The sequence below is a fragment of the Ruegeria sp. AB10 genome (assembly GCF_056542745.1).
Genome location: NZ_JBQGAI010000006.1, coordinates 140,096 through 155,512 on the forward strand (window position 1 = coordinate 140,096; position 15,417 = coordinate 155,512).

The 15,417-nt window shown below is 60.7% G+C and carries 25 protein-coding genes; 11 read left to right on the forward strand and 14 right to left on the reverse strand.

Annotation, left to right across the window (positions count from 1 at the left end; genetic code table 11):
- Nucleotides 1-10 precede the first annotated feature (10 nt).
- The 3 genes from ACR0NT_RS13580 to rplS form a co-directional block, all read right to left on the reverse strand.
- A complete protein-coding gene (locus tag ACR0NT_RS13580; protein ID WP_170674097.1) occupies nucleotides 11-238 on the reverse strand; it encodes a hypothetical protein in 228 nt (75 codons plus the stop codon).
- 187 nt (nucleotides 239-425) lie between these two features.
- Entirely contained in the window at nucleotides 426-647 is a 222-nt protein-coding gene (rpmE, locus tag ACR0NT_RS13585; protein ID WP_170428949.1) for a 50S ribosomal protein L31, read from the reverse strand.
- An 11-nt stretch (nucleotides 648-658) separates the two neighbouring features.
- The gene (gene rplS, locus ACR0NT_RS13590; RefSeq protein ID WP_170447921.1) at nucleotides 659-1,042 is read right to left on the reverse strand and encodes a 50S ribosomal protein L19; all 384 of its coding nucleotides are present in this window, start codon (nucleotides 1,040-1,042) and stop codon (nucleotides 659-661) included.
- A 379-nt stretch (nucleotides 1,043-1,421) separates the two neighbouring features.
- Here rplS and ACR0NT_RS13595 point away from each other — a divergent pair, with 379 nt between their 5' ends.
- A complete protein-coding gene (locus ACR0NT_RS13595) occupies nucleotides 1,422-2,222 on the forward strand; it encodes a glycoside hydrolase family 25 protein (protein WP_170674095.1) in 801 nt (266 codons plus the stop codon).
- Here ACR0NT_RS13595 and trmD read toward each other — a convergent pair.
- The 9 genes from trmD to ffh form a co-directional block, all read right to left on the reverse strand.
- A complete protein-coding gene (gene trmD / locus ACR0NT_RS13600; RefSeq protein ID WP_170674093.1) occupies nucleotides 2,219-3,016 on the reverse strand; it encodes a tRNA (guanosine(37)-N1)-methyltransferase TrmD in 798 nt (265 codons plus the stop codon). The two genes, ACR0NT_RS13595 and trmD, sit on opposite strands and share 4 nt — an antisense overlap.
- Nucleotides 3,013-3,828 carry a hypothetical protein gene (locus ACR0NT_RS13605; RefSeq protein ID WP_170674091.1) on the reverse strand — a complete coding sequence of 272 codons (816 nt, stop codon included), beginning with the start codon at nucleotides 3,826-3,828 and terminating at the stop codon, nucleotides 3,013-3,015. The genes trmD and ACR0NT_RS13605 overlap by 4 nt, the downstream gene beginning before the upstream one ends.
- Nucleotides 3,828-4,331 (reverse strand): ribosome maturation factor RimM, encoded by a 504-nt coding sequence (rimM, locus tag ACR0NT_RS13610; RefSeq protein WP_170674089.1) that lies wholly within the window; start codon nucleotides 4,329-4,331, stop codon nucleotides 3,828-3,830. The genes ACR0NT_RS13605 and rimM overlap by 1 nt, the downstream gene beginning before the upstream one ends.
- Entirely contained in the window at nucleotides 4,324-4,464 is a 141-nt protein-coding gene (locus ACR0NT_RS13615; RefSeq protein ID WP_170447784.1) for a hypothetical protein, read from the reverse strand. Before ACR0NT_RS13615 ends, rimM begins: the two co-directional genes overlap by 8 nt.
- Before the next feature lie 13 nt (nucleotides 4,465-4,477).
- Nucleotides 4,478-5,113, reverse strand: a complete 636-nt coding sequence (gene bluB / locus ACR0NT_RS13620; protein WP_170674087.1) for a 5,6-dimethylbenzimidazole synthase — start codon at nucleotides 5,111-5,113, stop codon at nucleotides 4,478-4,480.
- Nucleotides 5,114-5,125: 12 nt separating this feature from the next.
- Nucleotides 5,126-5,515, reverse strand: coding sequence for a 30S ribosomal protein S16 (rpsP, locus tag ACR0NT_RS13625; protein WP_170388164.1), 390 nt, complete (start codon nucleotides 5,513-5,515; stop codon nucleotides 5,126-5,128).
- A gap of 95 nt (nucleotides 5,516-5,610) precedes the next feature.
- Entirely contained in the window at nucleotides 5,611-5,907 is a 297-nt protein-coding gene (locus ACR0NT_RS13630) for a chorismate mutase (protein WP_170447932.1), read from the reverse strand.
- Nucleotides 5,904-6,458, reverse strand: coding sequence for a GNAT family N-acetyltransferase (locus tag ACR0NT_RS13635; RefSeq protein ID WP_170674085.1), 555 nt, complete (start codon nucleotides 6,456-6,458; stop codon nucleotides 5,904-5,906). The genes ACR0NT_RS13630 and ACR0NT_RS13635 overlap by 4 nt, the downstream gene beginning before the upstream one ends.
- On the reverse strand, nucleotides 6,455-7,960 hold the full coding sequence (gene ffh / locus ACR0NT_RS13640; RefSeq protein WP_170674083.1) for a signal recognition particle protein: 1,506 nt from the start codon (nucleotides 7,958-7,960) through the stop codon (nucleotides 6,455-6,457). Before ffh ends, ACR0NT_RS13635 begins: the two co-directional genes overlap by 4 nt.
- A gap of 263 nt (nucleotides 7,961-8,223) precedes the next feature.
- Between ffh and ACR0NT_RS13645 the strand changes: the two genes are divergently transcribed.
- Nucleotides 8,224-8,754: a prolyl-tRNA synthetase associated domain-containing protein gene (locus tag ACR0NT_RS13645; RefSeq protein ID WP_170447939.1), complete on the forward strand. Its 531-nt coding sequence runs from the start codon at nucleotides 8,224-8,226 to the stop codon at nucleotides 8,752-8,754.
- Between the two features lie 76 nt (nucleotides 8,755-8,830).
- On the opposite strand, the gene ACR0NT_RS13650 is transcribed toward ACR0NT_RS13645, so the two are convergent.
- Nucleotides 8,831-9,412, reverse strand: coding sequence for an NAD(P)H-dependent oxidoreductase (locus tag ACR0NT_RS13650; RefSeq protein WP_170447941.1), 582 nt, complete (start codon nucleotides 9,410-9,412; stop codon nucleotides 8,831-8,833).
- A 119-nt stretch (nucleotides 9,413-9,531) separates the two neighbouring features.
- Here ACR0NT_RS13650 and ACR0NT_RS13655 point away from each other — a divergent pair, with 119 nt between their 5' ends.
- The 4 genes from ACR0NT_RS13655 to ACR0NT_RS13670 all read left to right on the forward strand — a co-directional run bounded on the left by ACR0NT_RS13655 (nucleotide 9,532) and on the right by ACR0NT_RS13670 (nucleotide 12,163).
- On the forward strand, nucleotides 9,532-10,410 hold the full coding sequence (locus tag ACR0NT_RS13655; protein ID WP_170447943.1) for a LysR family transcriptional regulator: 879 nt from the start codon (nucleotides 9,532-9,534) through the stop codon (nucleotides 10,408-10,410).
- Nucleotides 10,407-11,318, forward strand: coding sequence for a DMT family transporter (locus ACR0NT_RS13660; protein ID WP_170447945.1), 912 nt, complete (start codon nucleotides 10,407-10,409; stop codon nucleotides 11,316-11,318). The genes ACR0NT_RS13655 and ACR0NT_RS13660 overlap by 4 nt, the downstream gene beginning before the upstream one ends.
- A 61-nt stretch (nucleotides 11,319-11,379) precedes the next feature.
- Nucleotides 11,380-11,661 (forward strand): hypothetical protein, encoded by a 282-nt coding sequence (locus ACR0NT_RS13665; RefSeq protein WP_480443229.1) that lies wholly within the window; start codon nucleotides 11,380-11,382, stop codon nucleotides 11,659-11,661.
- An 88-nt stretch (nucleotides 11,662-11,749) separates the two neighbouring features.
- Nucleotides 11,750-12,163, forward strand: coding sequence for a universal stress protein (locus ACR0NT_RS13670; protein ID WP_170447949.1), 414 nt, complete (start codon nucleotides 11,750-11,752; stop codon nucleotides 12,161-12,163).
- 2 nt (nucleotides 12,164-12,165) lie between these two features.
- Here ACR0NT_RS13670 and ACR0NT_RS13675 read toward each other — a convergent pair whose 3' ends face one another.
- Nucleotides 12,166-12,501: a metalloregulator ArsR/SmtB family transcription factor gene (locus ACR0NT_RS13675; RefSeq protein WP_170674268.1), complete on the reverse strand. Its 336-nt coding sequence runs from the start codon at nucleotides 12,499-12,501 to the stop codon at nucleotides 12,166-12,168.
- A gap of 231 nt (nucleotides 12,502-12,732) precedes the next feature.
- Here ACR0NT_RS13675 and ACR0NT_RS13680 point away from each other — a divergent pair, with 231 nt between their 5' ends.
- From ACR0NT_RS13680 to ACR0NT_RS13700, 5 genes are all read left to right on the forward strand, one after another.
- The gene (locus ACR0NT_RS13680; RefSeq protein WP_152457046.1) at nucleotides 12,733-13,065 is read left to right on the forward strand and encodes an AtpZ/AtpI family protein; all 333 of its coding nucleotides are present in this window, start codon (nucleotides 12,733-12,735) and stop codon (nucleotides 13,063-13,065) included.
- A 2-nt stretch (nucleotides 13,066-13,067) separates the two neighbouring features.
- Nucleotides 13,068-13,823 carry a F0F1 ATP synthase subunit A gene (locus ACR0NT_RS13685; protein ID WP_170674081.1) on the forward strand — a complete coding sequence of 252 codons (756 nt, stop codon included), beginning with the start codon at nucleotides 13,068-13,070 and terminating at the stop codon, nucleotides 13,821-13,823.
- Nucleotides 13,824-13,871: 48 nt separating this feature from the next.
- Nucleotides 13,872-14,096: a F0F1 ATP synthase subunit C gene (locus ACR0NT_RS13690; RefSeq protein ID WP_005981269.1), complete on the forward strand. Its 225-nt coding sequence runs from the start codon at nucleotides 13,872-13,874 to the stop codon at nucleotides 14,094-14,096.
- An 86-nt stretch (nucleotides 14,097-14,182) separates the two neighbouring features.
- A complete protein-coding gene (locus ACR0NT_RS13695; RefSeq protein WP_170447955.1) occupies nucleotides 14,183-14,734 on the forward strand; it encodes a F0F1 ATP synthase subunit B' in 552 nt (183 codons plus the stop codon).
- A gap of 5 nt (nucleotides 14,735-14,739) precedes the next feature.
- Nucleotides 14,740-15,300 carry a F0F1 ATP synthase subunit B gene (locus ACR0NT_RS13700; protein WP_170447956.1) on the forward strand — a complete coding sequence of 187 codons (561 nt, stop codon included), beginning with the start codon at nucleotides 14,740-14,742 and terminating at the stop codon, nucleotides 15,298-15,300.
- The last annotated feature ends 117 nt before the right edge of the window (nucleotides 15,301-15,417 follow it).

A 15,417-nucleotide genomic window follows, 5' to 3' on the forward strand; every position in this document is an offset into this window, starting at 1 on the left:
CTGCCGGGGCTTAACCCCCGAGATACACCCCATCTTTCGGGCGGTAGAAAACCTTCTGATCGTGCAGTTTGCCCAGAAGATCGTGAATACGGCGCAGAGTCTCTTCGCGGTCCGTATGGCCACCTTCGTCCTCATCCATCGCAGCCTGCGACAACGAGGCGACCGAGCCACGCAACGCCGTTTCGATCAGGTCCATGTCCTCTACCGAAAGCTCGATCATGTCATTGTACTGGGGCATTTTGGGGTCTCCGTCGTAGCTTGGTCTATGTTACCGCCAAAAATAGAATCCACCAGCCCTTGACGGGATCGGTGTCAGCGATGCGCTATCTTCCCCGGCTTTCGTGGAAATGACGTGCAGTCTTTCAATCATACAAGGAAAAAGGCCGCCCCGAGGGACGGCCTTTCGCATTTCAAACGGGTCAGGCTTAGAAGCCCAGACCTTCGTATTTCTTCTTGAACTTCGACACGCGGCCGCCGGCGTCCATCAGGCGCGACGAGCCACCGGTCCACGCGGGGTGCGAGGAGGGGTCGATTTCCAGAGCCAGCTGGTCGCCTTCGGCGCCCCAGGTGGATTTCATCTGAACCACGGTGCCATCGGTCATTTTGACGTTGATGACGTGATAATCGGGATGGATGTCTTTTTTCATCTTTCCGCTCCTTACGCCTCGGCGCCAGCCTTGGGCTTGTAGTTGGTGACCTCTGCGATACGTGCGGATTTACCACGACGGGTGCGCAGATAGTACAGTTTGGCGCGACGGACGCGGCCACGGCGGACAACGGTGATGCTGTCGATGTTGGTCGAATGCAGCGGGAACACACGCTCCACGCCTTCGCCAAACGAAATTTTGCGGACGGTGAACGAACCGGCGATGCCGTTGCCGCCTTTGCGCGCGATGCAGACGCCTTCGTAGTTCTGCACACGGGTGCGCGACCCTTCGGTCACTTTAAAGCCGACACGGATGGTGTCACCGGCTTTGAAATCGGGGATGTCTTTCCCCAGGGCGGCAATCTGTTCCGCCTCAAGCTGTGCGATCAGGTCCATCGCAGTTACTCCTATCTGCTCGTGGTTGGTCCACGAAGTTTGGGCACGGGCTGAGAGCTCTTGGTCTTCACCGGGTCCTGCGTGCAGCCCGCCAGAGGTCAGATCGAATGTTCCTTTGGTTCGGTCCGCCCTGACACGCCGTGACCGAAGAAAGCCGAGCGCTGCGCCATGATGCAAACCAAAACACCGGAGTCGCGTTTCGCGGCACCGGATTGCCGTCGTTTAAGGAATTTGCGGACGGGGATCAAGCCTGAATCGTCATGGATTGCGGGGGGAACGGTAAGATTCCGCTGTCCGCAAACTACGCCGTTGCCTTGTGCGACCGATCAGGCATTCTGGAGGCAATTACAAGAGCAGAAATTTACAACAGGAATGGATCATGCGCATTGCGTTGATGCTGGCCGTTCTGGCCTTTGCGACCCTGTCCTGCGGTCGCAGCACCCCTCCGCCCCAACAGGTCGAGGCCAAAGCTTTTCTGGACACCACGTCGCCTGCGGTCATCTACCCGGCCTTTGGCGATGCCGACCCGCATGACTGGGACGGGCGGCATCCCGGCCATTACCCTGTGCACGGGCTGGACGTGTCGCGCTGGCAGGGGCCGATCGACTGGCGCCGGGCCAGGGCGTCGGGCGTCAGTTTCGTGTTCATCAAGGCGACCGAGGGCGGTGACGTGGCCGACCCCATGTTCGACGACCACCGGCGCGGCGCGCAGGCGGCTGGGGTGCCTTGGGGCGCGTATCACTATTACTATTTCTGCCGCCCGGCGCATGAGCAGGCGCGGTGGTTCATTCAGAACGTGCCCAAGGGCGCCGACCTGCCGCATGTGCTGGATATGGAGTGGACCCCGCATTCCAAGACCTGCAGGCTACGTCCCGATGGCCGCAAGGTCCGTGCCGAGGCGCAGCGGTTCCTCGACATTCTGGAGCGCCATTATGGTCGTCGGCCCATCATCTATACGACGGTTGATTTCTACGAGGAAACCGATATCGGACGTCTGCCTAAAACCGAGTTCTGGTTGCGCTCGGTCGCGGGACACCCGCGTGAGGTCTACCCCGGCATGATCTGGCGGTTCTGGCAGTACACCGGCACCGGGCTGGTGCCGGGCGTGCAGGGCAAGGTGGATATCAACACGTTCAACGGCCACCCGGAAATCTGGGCGCGCTGGAAGGCGGGGGGTTAATCCCGCGCCTTTCTGTAGCTCTCCCACAGGTCGGGACGCCGTTCGCGGGTGATCTGTTCCGACATTTCGTGCCGCCAGTCGGCAATGCGCCCGTGGTGGCCAGACATCAGGATGTCGGGAATCGGGCGCCCTTTCCACTCGGCGGGGCGGGTGTATTGCGGATGCTCCAGCAGGCCCGAGGAAAAGCTTTCCTCTTCGGCTGAGGCCTGATTGCCCAGCACGCCGGGGATCAGCCGCACCGTCGCGTCGATCAGCGCTTGCGCGGCGATCTCGCCGCCGGTCATGACAAAATCACCTAAGGAAACCTCTTGCACGCCGTAATGCTCCAGCACGCGTTCGTCGACGCCTTCGAAACGGCCGCACAGCAGGGTCATGCCATCACAGCGGGCTAGGTTCTGCATCATGCGCTGGTCCATCCGGCGGCCCCGGGGGCTGAGATAGATCAGCGGCCAGTTGCCCTGTATCCCGGCCATCGTGTGCTCGATCGCCTCGCCCAGCACATCGGCGCGCAAGACCATGCCTGCGCCCCCGCCTGCGGGGGTGTCATCCACATTGCGGTGCTTGCCGATGCCGAACTGGCGCAGATCGACGGTTTCCAGCTGCCACAACCCTTCTTGCAGGGCTTTGCCGGTCAGGCTTTCGCCCAAAACACCGGGAAAGGCTGAAGGAAACAGCGTGATGATCTTTGCCTTCCATACCCCATGCAGATCGGGCGTGGGCGTCATCAACTCACGCGGTTTCAGGGTGGGTCGGATCGCTTTGCGACCGTGGGATTTGCTAGGCTTGTCAGTCATGTCGTGCCGATCAAAGCGCCTTTCGCGCGTTCAATAATCGCTTTCTTCTGTTCGATCAGAGCAGCCTCGTCCAAGCGCGAGCGGTTCAGGTCCAGCAATTCGACCAGCACGTCCTCGGGCAGGCGACTGTTGACCTTGGTGGGCTGCACCAGCAGCTTGGCCTTGTCACGGGGCAGGTCCAGATACTCGGCAAACGGGGTGCCGGGGCCATAGCGGCGCAACTGCAGTTCCTCAAGCCATTCGGCGGTAACGGTGACCGATGGCAGCCTGTCCCGGATCTGATCCACGGTATCCTGCAAGGGTGGCAGGTGATCCATGTTCGATCGAAAGGCTTCGTAATCATGCACCTGGCGGATGCGCTCCAGATCATGCGCCCAAAGGCTGCGCAGCCAGCCGCCGCGTTGGCGCAGCGACAGGTAGATGGTAATTTCGACCTCTTGCCCGGAGAAACGATGGCGGATGGCATCCACCAGACAGGCCGCAAGCTCTGGCGCGGTTGCATAGCCGTTTTCGATGTTACGGCTGGGGCGCAAACCGGCAAAGTTTTCCTCGCTGACGATCAGGCCGCGTTTGTCGCCAAAATCGATCGAGTCCAAAAAGTCGCGCACCTGCGTGCCAAATTCGGACAGCGTACCGACGGTTCCATAGACCGAGTGGTTGGTCGCCGCCCGCGACAGGCCGGATTTGCGCGTGCGATAGGGCAGCACCAGCGCGAAATGGGGCCAGATCAGCTCGCGATTGTCATATAGGAAAGACTGTGCCGCTGTGGTTCCTGTCTTGTGCAGGCCCAGATGCAGCAGGACGCGGCGCATCAGATAAGCCCTTCGGGCGGATCGGCGATGATGCGGCCCTTGTCCAGATCAACGGTCGGAACGGCCTCAAGCGTGAAGGGCAGCAGAACGGTGGCTTTCAGGCCCGGCCCGTGCAGTTCCAGCAGGTCGGTTGCGCCGTGGTTCTGCACCGATTTGATCCGGCCCAGAAGGGTGCCGCCAGTATCATAGACCTCAAGCCCGATCAGGTCGGTGTGATAGAATTCATCATCGGGCAGCGAGGGCAGCTGATCGCGCCGGGCAAACAGGCGCAGGCCTTTCAGCGCGTCGGCCTCTTCCTTGGTCTCGATCCCGCCCAGCCGTGCGGCGAACCCGTTCTTGATCGAACGGGTCAGGACCAGGGGATAGCGCTGGGCGCCGGCCTCGTCGGTCAGCGGAGAATACGTCTCGATATCTTCGGGTACGGCGCAATAGCTTTTCAGGCGCACTTCGCCGCGCACGCCGTAAGAACCCGCAATGCTGCCGACGCAGATCAGATCACTCATTTGGCCCATCCACCGTCACACATAGCCCATCCTGCCAGTCGCCCCGCGCGGCGCAGGCCTCGCGCTGGTTGCTGCGTTCAAAGAACACGCCCACAATAAATGCGATCAGCAGCAGGATGGGAAGTCGTATCAATCCGAACATCTGTCTATCGCACCTCAACCGTCAGGGTGTCGTCGCGGCATTCCCAGCCGACGCGTTCCAGTTCGGGCGTGTCCGACAGCTCCTCGGGCCAGCCGACGCAGAAATAGCCGACCAGACGCCAGTTTTCCGGCACATCCAGATCGCGGGCCATCTGGTCTGGGTCCAGAATGGACACCCAGCCCAAACCCAGCCCGTGCGTGCGCAGGGTCAGCCAGAACAATGTAATGGCCGAAACGACGGAATAGCGGCGTGCCTCGGGCATGGTGCCCGCGCCCAGACCTTGCCCCTTGTCGGTGGCATCGTCGCAGAACACGGCCAGTTGCACCGGGGCCTCTTGCATCCCCGACAGTTTCAGGCCGCTGTAAAGCTGCGCTTTCTCGCCGGAGTATCCGGCCAGGGCTTCGGCATTTGCGGTTTGGAAATTTTTCAGCGCCGCCGCCCGTGCGGCCTCGCTTTCGACGCGGATCACGCGCCAGGGTTCGCTCAGCCCCACCGAGGGGGCCAGTCGAAACGCGTCGAGGCAGCGCGCCAGCACTGCCTCGTCTATCGCGTCGGTGCGGAACCGGCGCACATCGCGCCGGAGCCGCATCAACAGGTCGAACTGCGTGCGGAAATCGTCGGTGAAAGTCTGATCCTGCACGCGCCCGCCTGCTTATTCTTCGGCAGCCGCTTCTTCAGCCGGTGCAGCAGCAGCTTCGGCCGCTTCAGCAGCCTTTGCAGCTTTTTCCTCTGCGCGTTCCTGAGCTTTCTTGCCCGGGGTACCCTTGTTGGGGTTGTTACGCTCGGCTTTTTCACGGGTGCCGGCAGCTTCCAGCATACGTGCGATACGGTCGGTGGGCTGTGCGCCCTGATCCAGCCAGTATTGGATGCGCTCCATGTTCATTTTCACGCGCTCTTCGCTGTCTTTCGGCAGCAGCGGGTTGTAGGTGCCCAGTTTCTCGATGAAACGGCCGTCGCGGGGCATGCGGCTGTCAGCAGCCACGATGCGGTAGAAGGGACGCTTTTTCGAGCCGCCGCGGGCGAGACGAATTTTCATTGCCATGGTGGTATCTCCTTTGGATGGCATCACGCCAGAGGCGTGTCTTTGTTTGAGCCGGGAAGTGCCCGGTTATTCTTGGTATTCGTGGAAACGGATGATTATTCCTGATGTTTCCGGTGGTGTCGGATGACTTCCTGAATGATGAAATTCAGAAAAGCCTTGGCGAAGTCAGGGTCCAGATTGGCCTGTTTCGCCAGGTCTTCTAGCCGTGCGATCTGCGCAGCCTCGCGCGTGGGATCGGACGGGGGAAGGTCGTGTGCGGCCTTGAGCTTGCCAACAGCCTGCGTGTGCTTGAAACGCTCGCCCAGCGTATAGACAAGGATCGCGTCCAGCCGGTCGATGCTTTCGCGATGCTCTTTCAGCAGCGTTGCAGCCTGTGTCACGGGGTTGGTCATGCGTAGGCCTCCATGCCGCCATTCACCAGATCGCCGGGCGCCGGGTGACGCCAGATCTCGGTGGTGCCGAATTTCGGGTGTTCATAATGATAGTCGAACTGGGCGCCCAACCTTTTGGCTACGGCTTTGCTGGCGCCGTTGTCCGGGTCGATCAGCGAGATCGCGGTTTCCCAGCCCAGAATGTCATAAGCGTGAGTGCGCGCCGCCAATGCCGCCTCGGTCGCATAGCCTTTGCCGGTGGCATGGTTCATCAGCGTCCAGCCGACCTCGGGCTCGGGCCATCCTTCGGGAAACCACAGGCCGATGCGGCCAACATAGGTGCCGGTGTCTTTTTCATCGACGCTCCAATACCCATAGCCGCGCAGAGCCCAATGACCAAAATGTAGAGCAATGATCCGCCACGTTTCGTCCCGGCGCAGAGGCCCGCCGACATACTTCGCAGCATCGCTGGCGAAGAATTCCGCATCCGCGTCCAGATCAGCCTCGGAGGGCGCGCGCAGGATCAGGCGCTCGGTCTCAAGCCGGGGGATATGATCGGTGATCGGGTTCACTTTTTCTTCCCAAACCCGCTGAGGCCCGGAGGCAGGGCCATGCCGCCGCCCATGCCGGGCATACCGGGCATCTTGCCGCCCATCGCCTTGGCCGCCTGTTCCAGCGCCTTGGGGTCCATGCCTGCGGCCATCTCCTCGGGCGAAGGGCCGCCTTTGCCGAACATGCCCTTCATGGCCTGCTTCAGCATCTTGCCTTTGCCCATCTTGCCCATCTTCTTCATCATATCCGACATCTGCCGGTGCATCTTGAGCAGCTTGTTGAGGTCGCTGACCTCCATCCCCGAACCCGCAGCGATCCGTTTCTTGCGGCTGGCCTGCAGCAACTGCGGATTGGCGCGTTCGCGTTTGGTCATCGACTGGATCAGGGCGATCTGCTGGCGCAGGATTTTGTCGTCGAGACCCGCCTGATCCATCTGCTTGGCCATCTTGTTCATGCCGGGCATCATGCCCATCATGCCCTGCATGCCGCCCATCTGGATCATCTGTTCCAGCTGCATTTTCAGGTCGTTCATGTTGAACTGACCCTTGACCATGCGCTTCATCATGCGCTCGGTCTGTTCCATCTCCATCGTTTCCTGGGCCTTTTCGACCAGAGCAACGATGTCGCCCATGCCCAGAATACGACCGGCGATCCGGTCCGGCTCGAAGGTTTCGAGCGCGTCCATCTTTTCGCCCAGACCGACAAAGCGGATCGGCTTGCCGGTAACGGCGCGCATCGACAGCGCCGCACCGCCGCGCCCGTCGCCGTCCATCCGGGTCAGAACCACGCCCGAGATGCCGACCTTGGCGTCAAACTCCTCGGCCACTTCAACGGCGACCTGACCGGTCAGACCGTCGACGACCAGCAGGGTTTCACGCGGGTCGACCGCGTTGCGGACCTGCTCGACCTCGTCCATCAGGACTTCGTCGATATGCAGGCGGCCCGCGGTATCCAGCATGTAGACGTCATAGCCGCCCAGCGTCGCCTGCTGCTTGGCACGTTTGGCGATATCGACAGGCTTCTGACCGGGAACGATCGGCAGAGTATCCACGCCGACCTGCGTGCCCAGAACGGCCAACTGATCCATTGCCGCCGGGCGATAGACGTCGAGCGAGGCCATCAGGACCTTTTTGCCCTCTTTCTCTTTCAGACGTTTCGCCAGCTTACCGGTGGTGGTCGTTTTACCCGAGCCCTGCAGACCGACCATCAGGATTGGGGCAGGTGGGTTGTCGATCTTCAGCTTGCCGGGGTCTTCCTCGCCACGCAGGGTATCGACCAGCGCGTCATGCACGATCTTGACGACCTGCTGACCGGGGGTGATCGACTTGGTGACAGCCTGACCGGTCGCCTGTTCCTGGACCTTCTTGACGAATTCGCGGGCCACCGGCAGCGAGACGTCGGCCTCAAGCAGCGCAACCCGGACCTCACGCAGAGCGGTCTTGACGTCTTCTTCGGACAGAGCACCCTGTTTGGTCAGCCGGTCAAAGACGCCGGAAAGGCGTTCGGATAGATTTTCAAACATGCCTTCGGCCTCCTTAGCCGGTTATCTGGTGGCACTTCCTAGGTAGGAAACACCGGTTAAATACACAATTGCCCCCACGGGCGAAACTCGCTGGTGGGGGGCGATCCCTGAACGACTCAAGGGACCGGAAGGATCGTCTCTTCCGGATGTTGGGCGGTTCATTATGTCCGTTTTTGTCCATAGTCAAGCCGGACTGGTCGGACTGCCCTTGAAACCGGCTGGCTTTGGCGGCATCAGCAACGCGATATCATCAGGAGCCTCTCATGGACGCATCATCCGCCTTTCAGGACACGCTACCGCTCAGCTCTGATGCGCTGCTGGCGCAGTTGGACGAATGGGGGCTGGCCTATCGCCTGCATACCCATGTGCCGCTGCGCACGGTCGAGGACTCGAAATCGGTCGAAGATCAGTTCACGGTGCCGGGCGAAAACGCCCTGCGCCTGAAGAACCTGTACCTGCGCGACAAGAAAAAGCGGAACTATCTGGTGACGCTGGAACAAAGCCGCGAGATCGACCTCAAGGCGCTGGGGGCGGAGTTGGGGGTGGGCAATCTGTCCTTCGGCTCGGCGGATCGGCTGCTGCAGAACCTCGGTATCCGGCCCGGAGCGGTCAGCCCTTTGGCGATGATCAACGGGGTGCAGAACGATGTGCGGTTCTTTATGGATGGTGCGGCGCAGCAGGCCGATGTCATTTACATGCACCCTCTGGTCAATGACCGCACTGTTGCGATGGCGCGCGCTGATCTGATGGCGTTCTTCGACCAGGTCGGCTGTGAGGTGATGTGGCTGCCCTGATCCAAGGCCAAAGAACAGGTGCGCCCAGCCGTTGCAAAAACAGGCTGGGCGCGCCGGGCATTCAAGGTGCAGGCGATCAGGCCGCCAGTTCCAGGACGGCTTTCTGTGCTTTGGCCATCGTGGTTTCCGCATCCAGAGCCATCTGATCGGCGGCGACAACATCCACATCATGAATGCCGATAAAACCAAGTACGTGTTTGGCATAGTTGGTGGCGAAATCGACCTCGGACCCGACCGCGGTACCGCCCGAAGCAATCGCCAGAACCGCGCGTTTGTCCTCCAGCAGGCCCTTGGGGCCGTTCTCGGTGTATGAAAAGGTCAGGCCAACGCGGGCCACCAGATCAATCCACGCTTTGAACGCCGCAGGCACCGAGAAGTTATAGATCGGCAGACCGACGACGATAGTATCAGCCTTCTGCAGTTCATTCACCAGCGTATCCGACAGCGCCAGTTGATCGCGCTGGGTCTCGTCCCGCTGATCGGCGGGGGTGAAATTGGCATTGATCCAGTCCTCGGTCAGCAGGGGAAGGGGGCTGGCCAGATCACGGCGGATGATGCGCGCAGCGCCCAGATGCTTGACGATGCGGTCGGACAGATCGCGGGTGGCAGACCCTTCGCGGCGGGCCGAGGCATCAATATGCAGGATGGTTTTAGTCATTTCACTTGGTCCTTTTGGATAGGGAATTCTCGTCTGCGCCCAATATGGATGTTGCGTACATGAACAAAACTCGGATACATCAACAGTTGATGTTGGAATTTGCACAGTAAGGTGACGCCTTGGACAATTGGGACGAAGTCAGAACCGCTTATCAGGTGGCCCGCATGGGCACTGTCAGTGGCGCGGCCGAGGTGCTGGGCGTGCACCATGCCACCGTGATCCGCCACATCGACGCGATCGAGGCGCGGCTGGGCGTCAAGCTGTTCCAGCGCCACGCGCGCGGCTACACCCCCACCGAAGCCGGAGAGGACCTGCTGCGCGTGGCGCAGGCGACCGAGGATCAGTTCAACCAACTGGTCGGACGGATGAAGGGGCGTGGCGATGACGTTTCGGGTGAGCTGGTCGTGACGTCTCTGTCGTCGCTGGCGCCGCTGGTGGTGCCGGTGCTCAGCGAGTTTCAGCGCCTGCACCCGGGCCTGATCGTGCGCTACCTGACCGGAGACCGCCTGTTTCGCCTGGAATATGGCGAGGCCCATGTGGCCATTCGGGCGGGGTCGGCCCCGGATCAGCCGGACAATGTGGTGCAGCCCTTTATCACGCAAGAGGTCGGCCTGTTTGCCAGCACCGCCTACGTGGAGCGCAACGGGAAGCCCGCCAATATTGAGGACTTCGCCAATCACCACTTTGTCAGCACCGACGACGAAAACAGCCGCGCTCCGTTTTCCCGATGGTTGCGCGCGACGGTTCCGGCCGAGAATATCACCTTTCGCTGTACCAACAATTTTTGCATCCGCGAGGCGGTTTTGTCCGGTGCCGGGATCGGCTTCATGGCCCGCTGGGAGGCCGCCCGCGACCCGAATCTGATCGAGGTGATCGATCCGCTGCCGGAATGGTTCGGGAACCTGTGGCTGGTGACCCATGTGGATCTGCACCGCACCACCAAGGTGCAGAGCTTTCTGACATACCTGAAGGATCAATCCAAAGGCTGGCTGGCGTGACCCCCCAAGCACAGGGCCATCTGGCCATGCTTGTGTTTTCGGCCTTGGTGGCGGGTAGCTTTTCGCTGGGCTCGTTGGTCGCCAACCAGATCGCGCCCGAGGCAATCACGGCGGCGCGTTTTCTGATTGCGGCGGTTGTGATCGGGATTGCGGCACTGATGACCACCGGCCTGCCGCGCAGCGCGGCGCAGGCGCCGTGGCGCTATCTGGTGCTGGGCGGGCTGTTTGCCGGCTATTTCGTTCTGATGTTCCACGGCCTGAAGACCGCACCCCCGGTCAGCGCGGCCGCCGTGTTCACGCTGACCCCGGTAATGTCGGCGGTGGCGGGCTGGGTGCTGCTGCGGCAGATCACGACGCCCCGGATGGCCCTTGCCCTGACGGTGGGTGCCGTGGGGGCGCTCTGGGTCATTTTTCGCGCGGATTGGCAGGCTTTTACCGCGTTCCAGATCGGAGGCGGCGAGATCATCTATTTCTGGGGCTGTGTGGCGCACGCGATCTACACGCCGATGGTGCGCAAGCTGAACCGGGGCGAACCGGCGGTGGTGTTCACCTTTGGCACTCTGGTCGCGGGTTGCGTTCTGCTAACGCTTTTTGGTTGGTCCGACATCCGGGCGACCGATTGGGCCAACTTGCCGCTGATCGTCTGGGTGGGGCTGCTTTATGTCTCGATCTTTGCCACGGCGGCCAGTTTTGTTCTGGTGCAGTTTGCGACGCTGCGGCTGCCCTCGGCCAAGGTGATGGCCTATACCTACCTGACGCCCAGCTGGGTGATCCTGTGGGAAATCGCGTTGGGGCAGACGCCGCCTCCGCTTTTGGTTGTTGTGGGCGCAATCCTGACCGTCATCGCGCTTGTGCTGCTGCTGAAATCCGAAGAACAGCGTGGCACAACGAACCCGGTGCCTGAATGAAGCTTGCCTTCCCCTGAAATTGTGCCAGCGTCAGAGGCAGGCAATAAACAGGCATGAGATGATGAGACCAGCATTCATTCTGATCGCGGCGGCGGGTTTGTCCGCCTGCACCCCGCCCGATCCACATTTCAAAAGCTACGAAACGGACCTGCACGGCAGTTGCGAGGCGCTTGTTTCCGCCGAAACCGGGGTGCGGCCAGAGGATGTTTCTGCGATTGCCACCAAGACCGAACCAACAGGGTCAGTAACAACGATATCTGTTGTCGGTGCGCAGGCGCCGTGGTTGTGTCTGGCGGACCCGTTCGGCGTCATCACCGGTCTTGAATACAGCCAAGAAGGATAGTCGGTATTCGGCGCATGCCGCCCGTTGAGGCAGATCAAGGCCGATACATGCGAAAATCTCTATACTTTGGGTTAAGGAGGAATTCGCCATGTACACTCACATCATGTTCCCCGTTGACCTGCATCTTCCGCCAGAGGTTCGTAAAGCCGCTGATGTCGCGGCCGAGGTTGCCAAGTGGCAGGGTGCCAAGATTACAATTGTGAGCGTGACGGGAAGCCAACCCGGTGATCCGGTTCAGACGGATGCCGCAATCAACGACGACCTGCGCGCCTTCGCTGACCAGCTTGCCACGAACAGCGGAACGGAAGTCGCTTACCTGAATATCCACTCGGTCGATGTTGCAGCTGAGGTCGATGGCGACCTGGCCCGCGCCGCCGAAGAAATCGGTGCCGACCTGATTGTCGCAGGCACCCATGCGCCGAGGATCACCGACTATATCTTTTCAAGCCACGCCGGATACCTGGCCAATCACGCCAAGGTCTCGGTTTTCGTGGTGCGTTAGACTCAGGGGTCGTCCGCCGCGGGCAGTTCGATTTCCAGAAACCGTTCGAACGCATCCAGATTGACCGGTTCGAACTGTCCGAACCCCTGCATCCAGACCGACGCCGCACGCAGGGCGTCGGGTTCCAGCTTGCACCATTTCACCCGGCCGCGTTTCTCCTGGCTGATCAGCCCGGCTTTGGTCAGGATGACCAGATGTTTCGAGATCGCCGCCAGCGACATCTCGAACGGTTCGGCCACATCGGTCACGGCCATGTCATCCTCGAGCAGCATCGCCAGAATGGCGCGGCGCGTGGGGTCGGCGAGGGCGGCGAATACGGTGTCGAGGTCGTTGGACATGCCTCCGCTGAACCACAGCGCCCAGGTTTGGTCAACCATTTGGTTGAATATGCGGATTCAATACATTTGAACTGTGCCTAAGGAACAAGATGCTGCATTCCTGCATCTCTGTTAGCGAAAACTAATTAAAAAACAGCATCTTAACATGCGGCAATTCGGGCGCTCAACGCCGTTGACTCTGCGCCTTTCCCCCCTTAGCACCGTGCCCAAGACTGTGCGAGGGAAACGCCCGTGACCGATGACGACCAAAAGCAGCGTATGGCGCAGCTGGAGGCCAAGATCGAGGCGGCGAAAAAGGCCAAGGCCCCGAAACCCCGCGCGGACGCTGACGTCTCGGGCGGCGAGCTTGCCTGGAGGATGGTCATCGAAATGGTATCCGGTCTGGGGATCGGATTTGGCATCGGATACGGGCTGGACAGCCTGCTCGGGACAATCCCGATCTTTCTGGTGCTGTTCACATTGCTGGGCCTTGTCGCGGGCGTGAAGGTTATGCTCCGCAGCGCGAAAGAGGTTCAAGAGAAACAAACGGCAGCGACGGCTGCTGAGAAGGACGAGAGGGACTGAACGTGGCAACTGAGACCACCGCAGCAGAAGGCAGCAGCCTGGTATTCCACCCGATGGATCAGTTCATCGTCAAACCTCTGTTTGGTGGTGAGATTGCCTGGTACACGCCGACCAACGTGACCCTGTGGCTGTTCTTTGCGATCCTGGCCATCATCGGTCTGCTGGTCCTCAGCACCTCGAAGCGCGCCATCGTTCCGACCCGGATGCAGTCGATCGCGGAGCTGACCTACGGCTTCATCTACAAGATGCTGGAAGACATCTGCGGCAAGGAAGGCGTTAAGTTCTTCCCCTATGTCATGACCCTGTTCATGTTCATCGTCAGCGCGAACTTCCTGGGCCTGATCCCGACCTCGTTCACCACAACGTCGCATTTTGCGGTCACCATCCCGCTGGCGCTGGCCGTGTTCCTGACGGTGACCATTCTGGGTTTTGTCAAGAACGGCGCCGCGTTCCTGGGCCTGTTCTGGGTCTCCAGCGCGCCGCTGGCGCTGCGCCCGATCCTGGCGATTATCGAGCTGATCTCGTACTTCGTGCGCCCGGTCAGCCACTCCATTCGTCTTGCCGGTAACGTCATGGCAGGCCACGCGGTTATCAAGGTTTTCGCAGGCTTCGCCGCGATCGCGGTGATCTCGCCCGTGTCGGTTCTGGCGATCACCGCAATGTACGGTCTTGAGGTCCTGGTGGCCTTTATCCAAGCCTACGTATTCACCATTCTGACCTGTGTTTATCTGAAAGATGCGCTGCATCCTTCGCACTAAGGTCCGATACCCCAACATCGAAACTTCCAATTCGTAAGGAGATACATCATGGAAGGCGATCTCGCACACATCGGCGCAGGCCTGGCAGCAATCGGTTCCGGCGCAGCCGCAATCGGGGTGGGCAACGTTGCAGGCAACTTCCTGGCCGGCGCCCTGCGCAACCCTTCGGCGGCTGCTTCGCAGACCGCAACCCTCTTCATCGGTATCGCATTCGCAGAAGCGCTGGGCATCTTCGCATTCCTGGTCTCGCTGCTGCTGATGTTCGCCGTCTAATCTGCGGAACCTGATCCTTACGCGCAGGTGGGCCCAAGCCATAGCGGCCCACCTGTTGTAAAGACAACGTTCCGACGGAGGACATCATGGCGACTGAACCCATTAGCGAAGAAGTAGTAGGCGCGTGCGTCGACTCGCATGGCTCTGCCATCGGGATGCCGCAGCTCTGCTTCGATTGGTTCCCCAACCAGATTTTCTGGCTGGTCATCACGCTGGTCGTCATCTTTCTGGTCCTGTCTCGCGTGGCTCTGCCCCGCATCGCGGCAATCCTGGCTGAACGTCAGGGGACCATTACAAATGACCTGGCTGCGGCCGAAGATCTGAAGGCCAAGGCGGTCGAGGCCGAAGAGGCCTATAACAAGGCGCTGGCCGATGCCCGTGCCGAAGCGCAGCGTATCGCTGCCGAAGCACGCGCCGAAATCCAGTCTGGTCTGGATGACGCGATTGCCAAGGCGGATGCGGAAATCGCTGCAAAGGCGGCTGAATCGGAAAAGGCAATTGCCGATATCCGTGCCGGTGCGCTGGAAAGCATTCAAGTGGTTGCCAAGGATACGGCGGCTGAACTGGTTACCGCACTGGGCGGCGAGGCGGATGCCAAAGCCATCGACAGTGCCGTTGACGCGCAGATGAAAGGATAAGTGACATGCGGAACACTCTTGCTCTTATCCTGACTGTCGGCGCAGCCAGCCCGGCATTTGCCGCAAGCGGCCCGTTCTTTTCGCTTGGCAACACCGACTTTGTGGTCCTGCTGGGCTTCATCGTCTTCATCGCGGTCCTGTTCTACTTCAAGGTCCCGGGCATGATCGGTGGTGCGCTGGACAACCGTGCCGAAGGCATCAAGTCCGAACTGGACGAAGCCCGCGCCCTGCACGAAGAAGCGCGCAGCCTGCTGGCCTCGTACGAGCGCAAGCAGCGCGAAGTGCAGACGCAGGCGGACGCCATCGTGGCAGCCGCGAAAGACGACGCAGCTCTGGCTGCTGAACAGGCCAAGGCCGATCTGGAAAAATCCATTGCACGCCGTCTGGCGGCTGCGCAGGACCAGATCGCATCGGCCGAGGCTTCGGCGGTCAAGGAAGTCCGTGATCAGGCCATCACCGTAGCTGTTTCGGCGGCCAACGCGGTTCTGGCCAAACAGATGACGGCGGCGCAGGCGAACAAGCTGATCGACTCGGCGATTGCCGACGTGGACGCAAAACTTCACTAAGCTTTGCGCAGTATGAACTTTGTGCGACCCGGTAGATTTCTGCCGGGTTTGCCATTTTTGGGGCAGGCTTTTTGCCCGGAACGACGCTCAGGTTGAACCGATATGCCCAAATCTGAC

What these genes read in the sequence shown, in the direction of transcription:
- ACR0NT_RS13580 (WP_170674097.1), bottom strand. Translation starts at nt 238, where the DNA reads ATGCCCCAGTACAATGACATGATCGAGCTTTCGGTAGAGGACATGGAC.
- rpmE (WP_170428949.1), bottom strand. Translation starts at nt 647, where the DNA reads ATGAAAAAAGACATCCATCCCGATTATCACGTCATCAACGTCAAAATG.
- rplS (WP_170447921.1), bottom strand. Translation starts at nt 1,042, where the DNA reads ATGGACCTGATCGCACAGCTTGAGGCGGAACAGATTGCCGCCCTGGGG.
- ACR0NT_RS13595 (WP_170674095.1), top strand. Translation starts at nt 1,422, where the DNA reads ATGCGCATTGCGTTGATGCTGGCCGTTCTGGCCTTTGCGACCCTGTCC.
- trmD (WP_170674093.1), bottom strand. Translation starts at nt 3,016, where the DNA reads ATGACTGACAAGCCTAGCAAATCCCACGGTCGCAAAGCGATCCGACCC.
- ACR0NT_RS13605 (WP_170674091.1), bottom strand. Translation starts at nt 3,828, where the DNA reads ATGCGCCGCGTCCTGCTGCATCTGGGCCTGCACAAGACAGGAACCACA.
- rimM (WP_170674089.1), bottom strand. Translation starts at nt 4,331, where the DNA reads ATGAGTGATCTGATCTGCGTCGGCAGCATTGCGGGTTCTTACGGCGTG.
- rpsP (WP_170388164.1), bottom strand. Translation starts at nt 5,515, where the DNA reads ATGGCAATGAAAATTCGTCTCGCCCGCGGCGGCTCGAAAAAGCGTCCC.
- ACR0NT_RS13630 (WP_170447932.1), bottom strand. Translation starts at nt 5,907, where the DNA reads ATGACCAACCCCGTGACACAGGCTGCAACGCTGCTGAAAGAGCATCGC.
- ffh (WP_170674083.1), bottom strand. Translation starts at nt 7,960, where the DNA reads ATGTTTGAAAATCTATCCGAACGCCTTTCCGGCGTCTTTGACCGGCTG.
- ACR0NT_RS13645 (WP_170447939.1), top strand. Translation starts at nt 8,224, where the DNA reads ATGGACGCATCATCCGCCTTTCAGGACACGCTACCGCTCAGCTCTGAT.
- ACR0NT_RS13650 (WP_170447941.1), bottom strand. Translation starts at nt 9,412, where the DNA reads ATGACTAAAACCATCCTGCATATTGATGCCTCGGCCCGCCGCGAAGGG.
- ACR0NT_RS13665 (WP_480443229.1), top strand. Translation starts at nt 11,380, where the DNA reads ATGAGACCAGCATTCATTCTGATCGCGGCGGCGGGTTTGTCCGCCTGC.
- ACR0NT_RS13670 (WP_170447949.1), top strand. Translation starts at nt 11,750, where the DNA reads ATGTACACTCACATCATGTTCCCCGTTGACCTGCATCTTCCGCCAGAG.
- ACR0NT_RS13675 (WP_170674268.1), bottom strand. Translation starts at nt 12,501, where the DNA reads ATGTCCAACGACCTCGACACCGTATTCGCCGCCCTCGCCGACCCCACG.
- ACR0NT_RS13690 (WP_005981269.1), top strand. Translation starts at nt 13,872, where the DNA reads ATGGAAGGCGATCTCGCACACATCGGCGCAGGCCTGGCAGCAATCGGT.
- ACR0NT_RS13695 (WP_170447955.1), top strand. Translation starts at nt 14,183, where the DNA reads ATGGCGACTGAACCCATTAGCGAAGAAGTAGTAGGCGCGTGCGTCGAC.
- ACR0NT_RS13700 (WP_170447956.1), top strand. Translation starts at nt 14,740, where the DNA reads ATGCGGAACACTCTTGCTCTTATCCTGACTGTCGGCGCAGCCAGCCCG.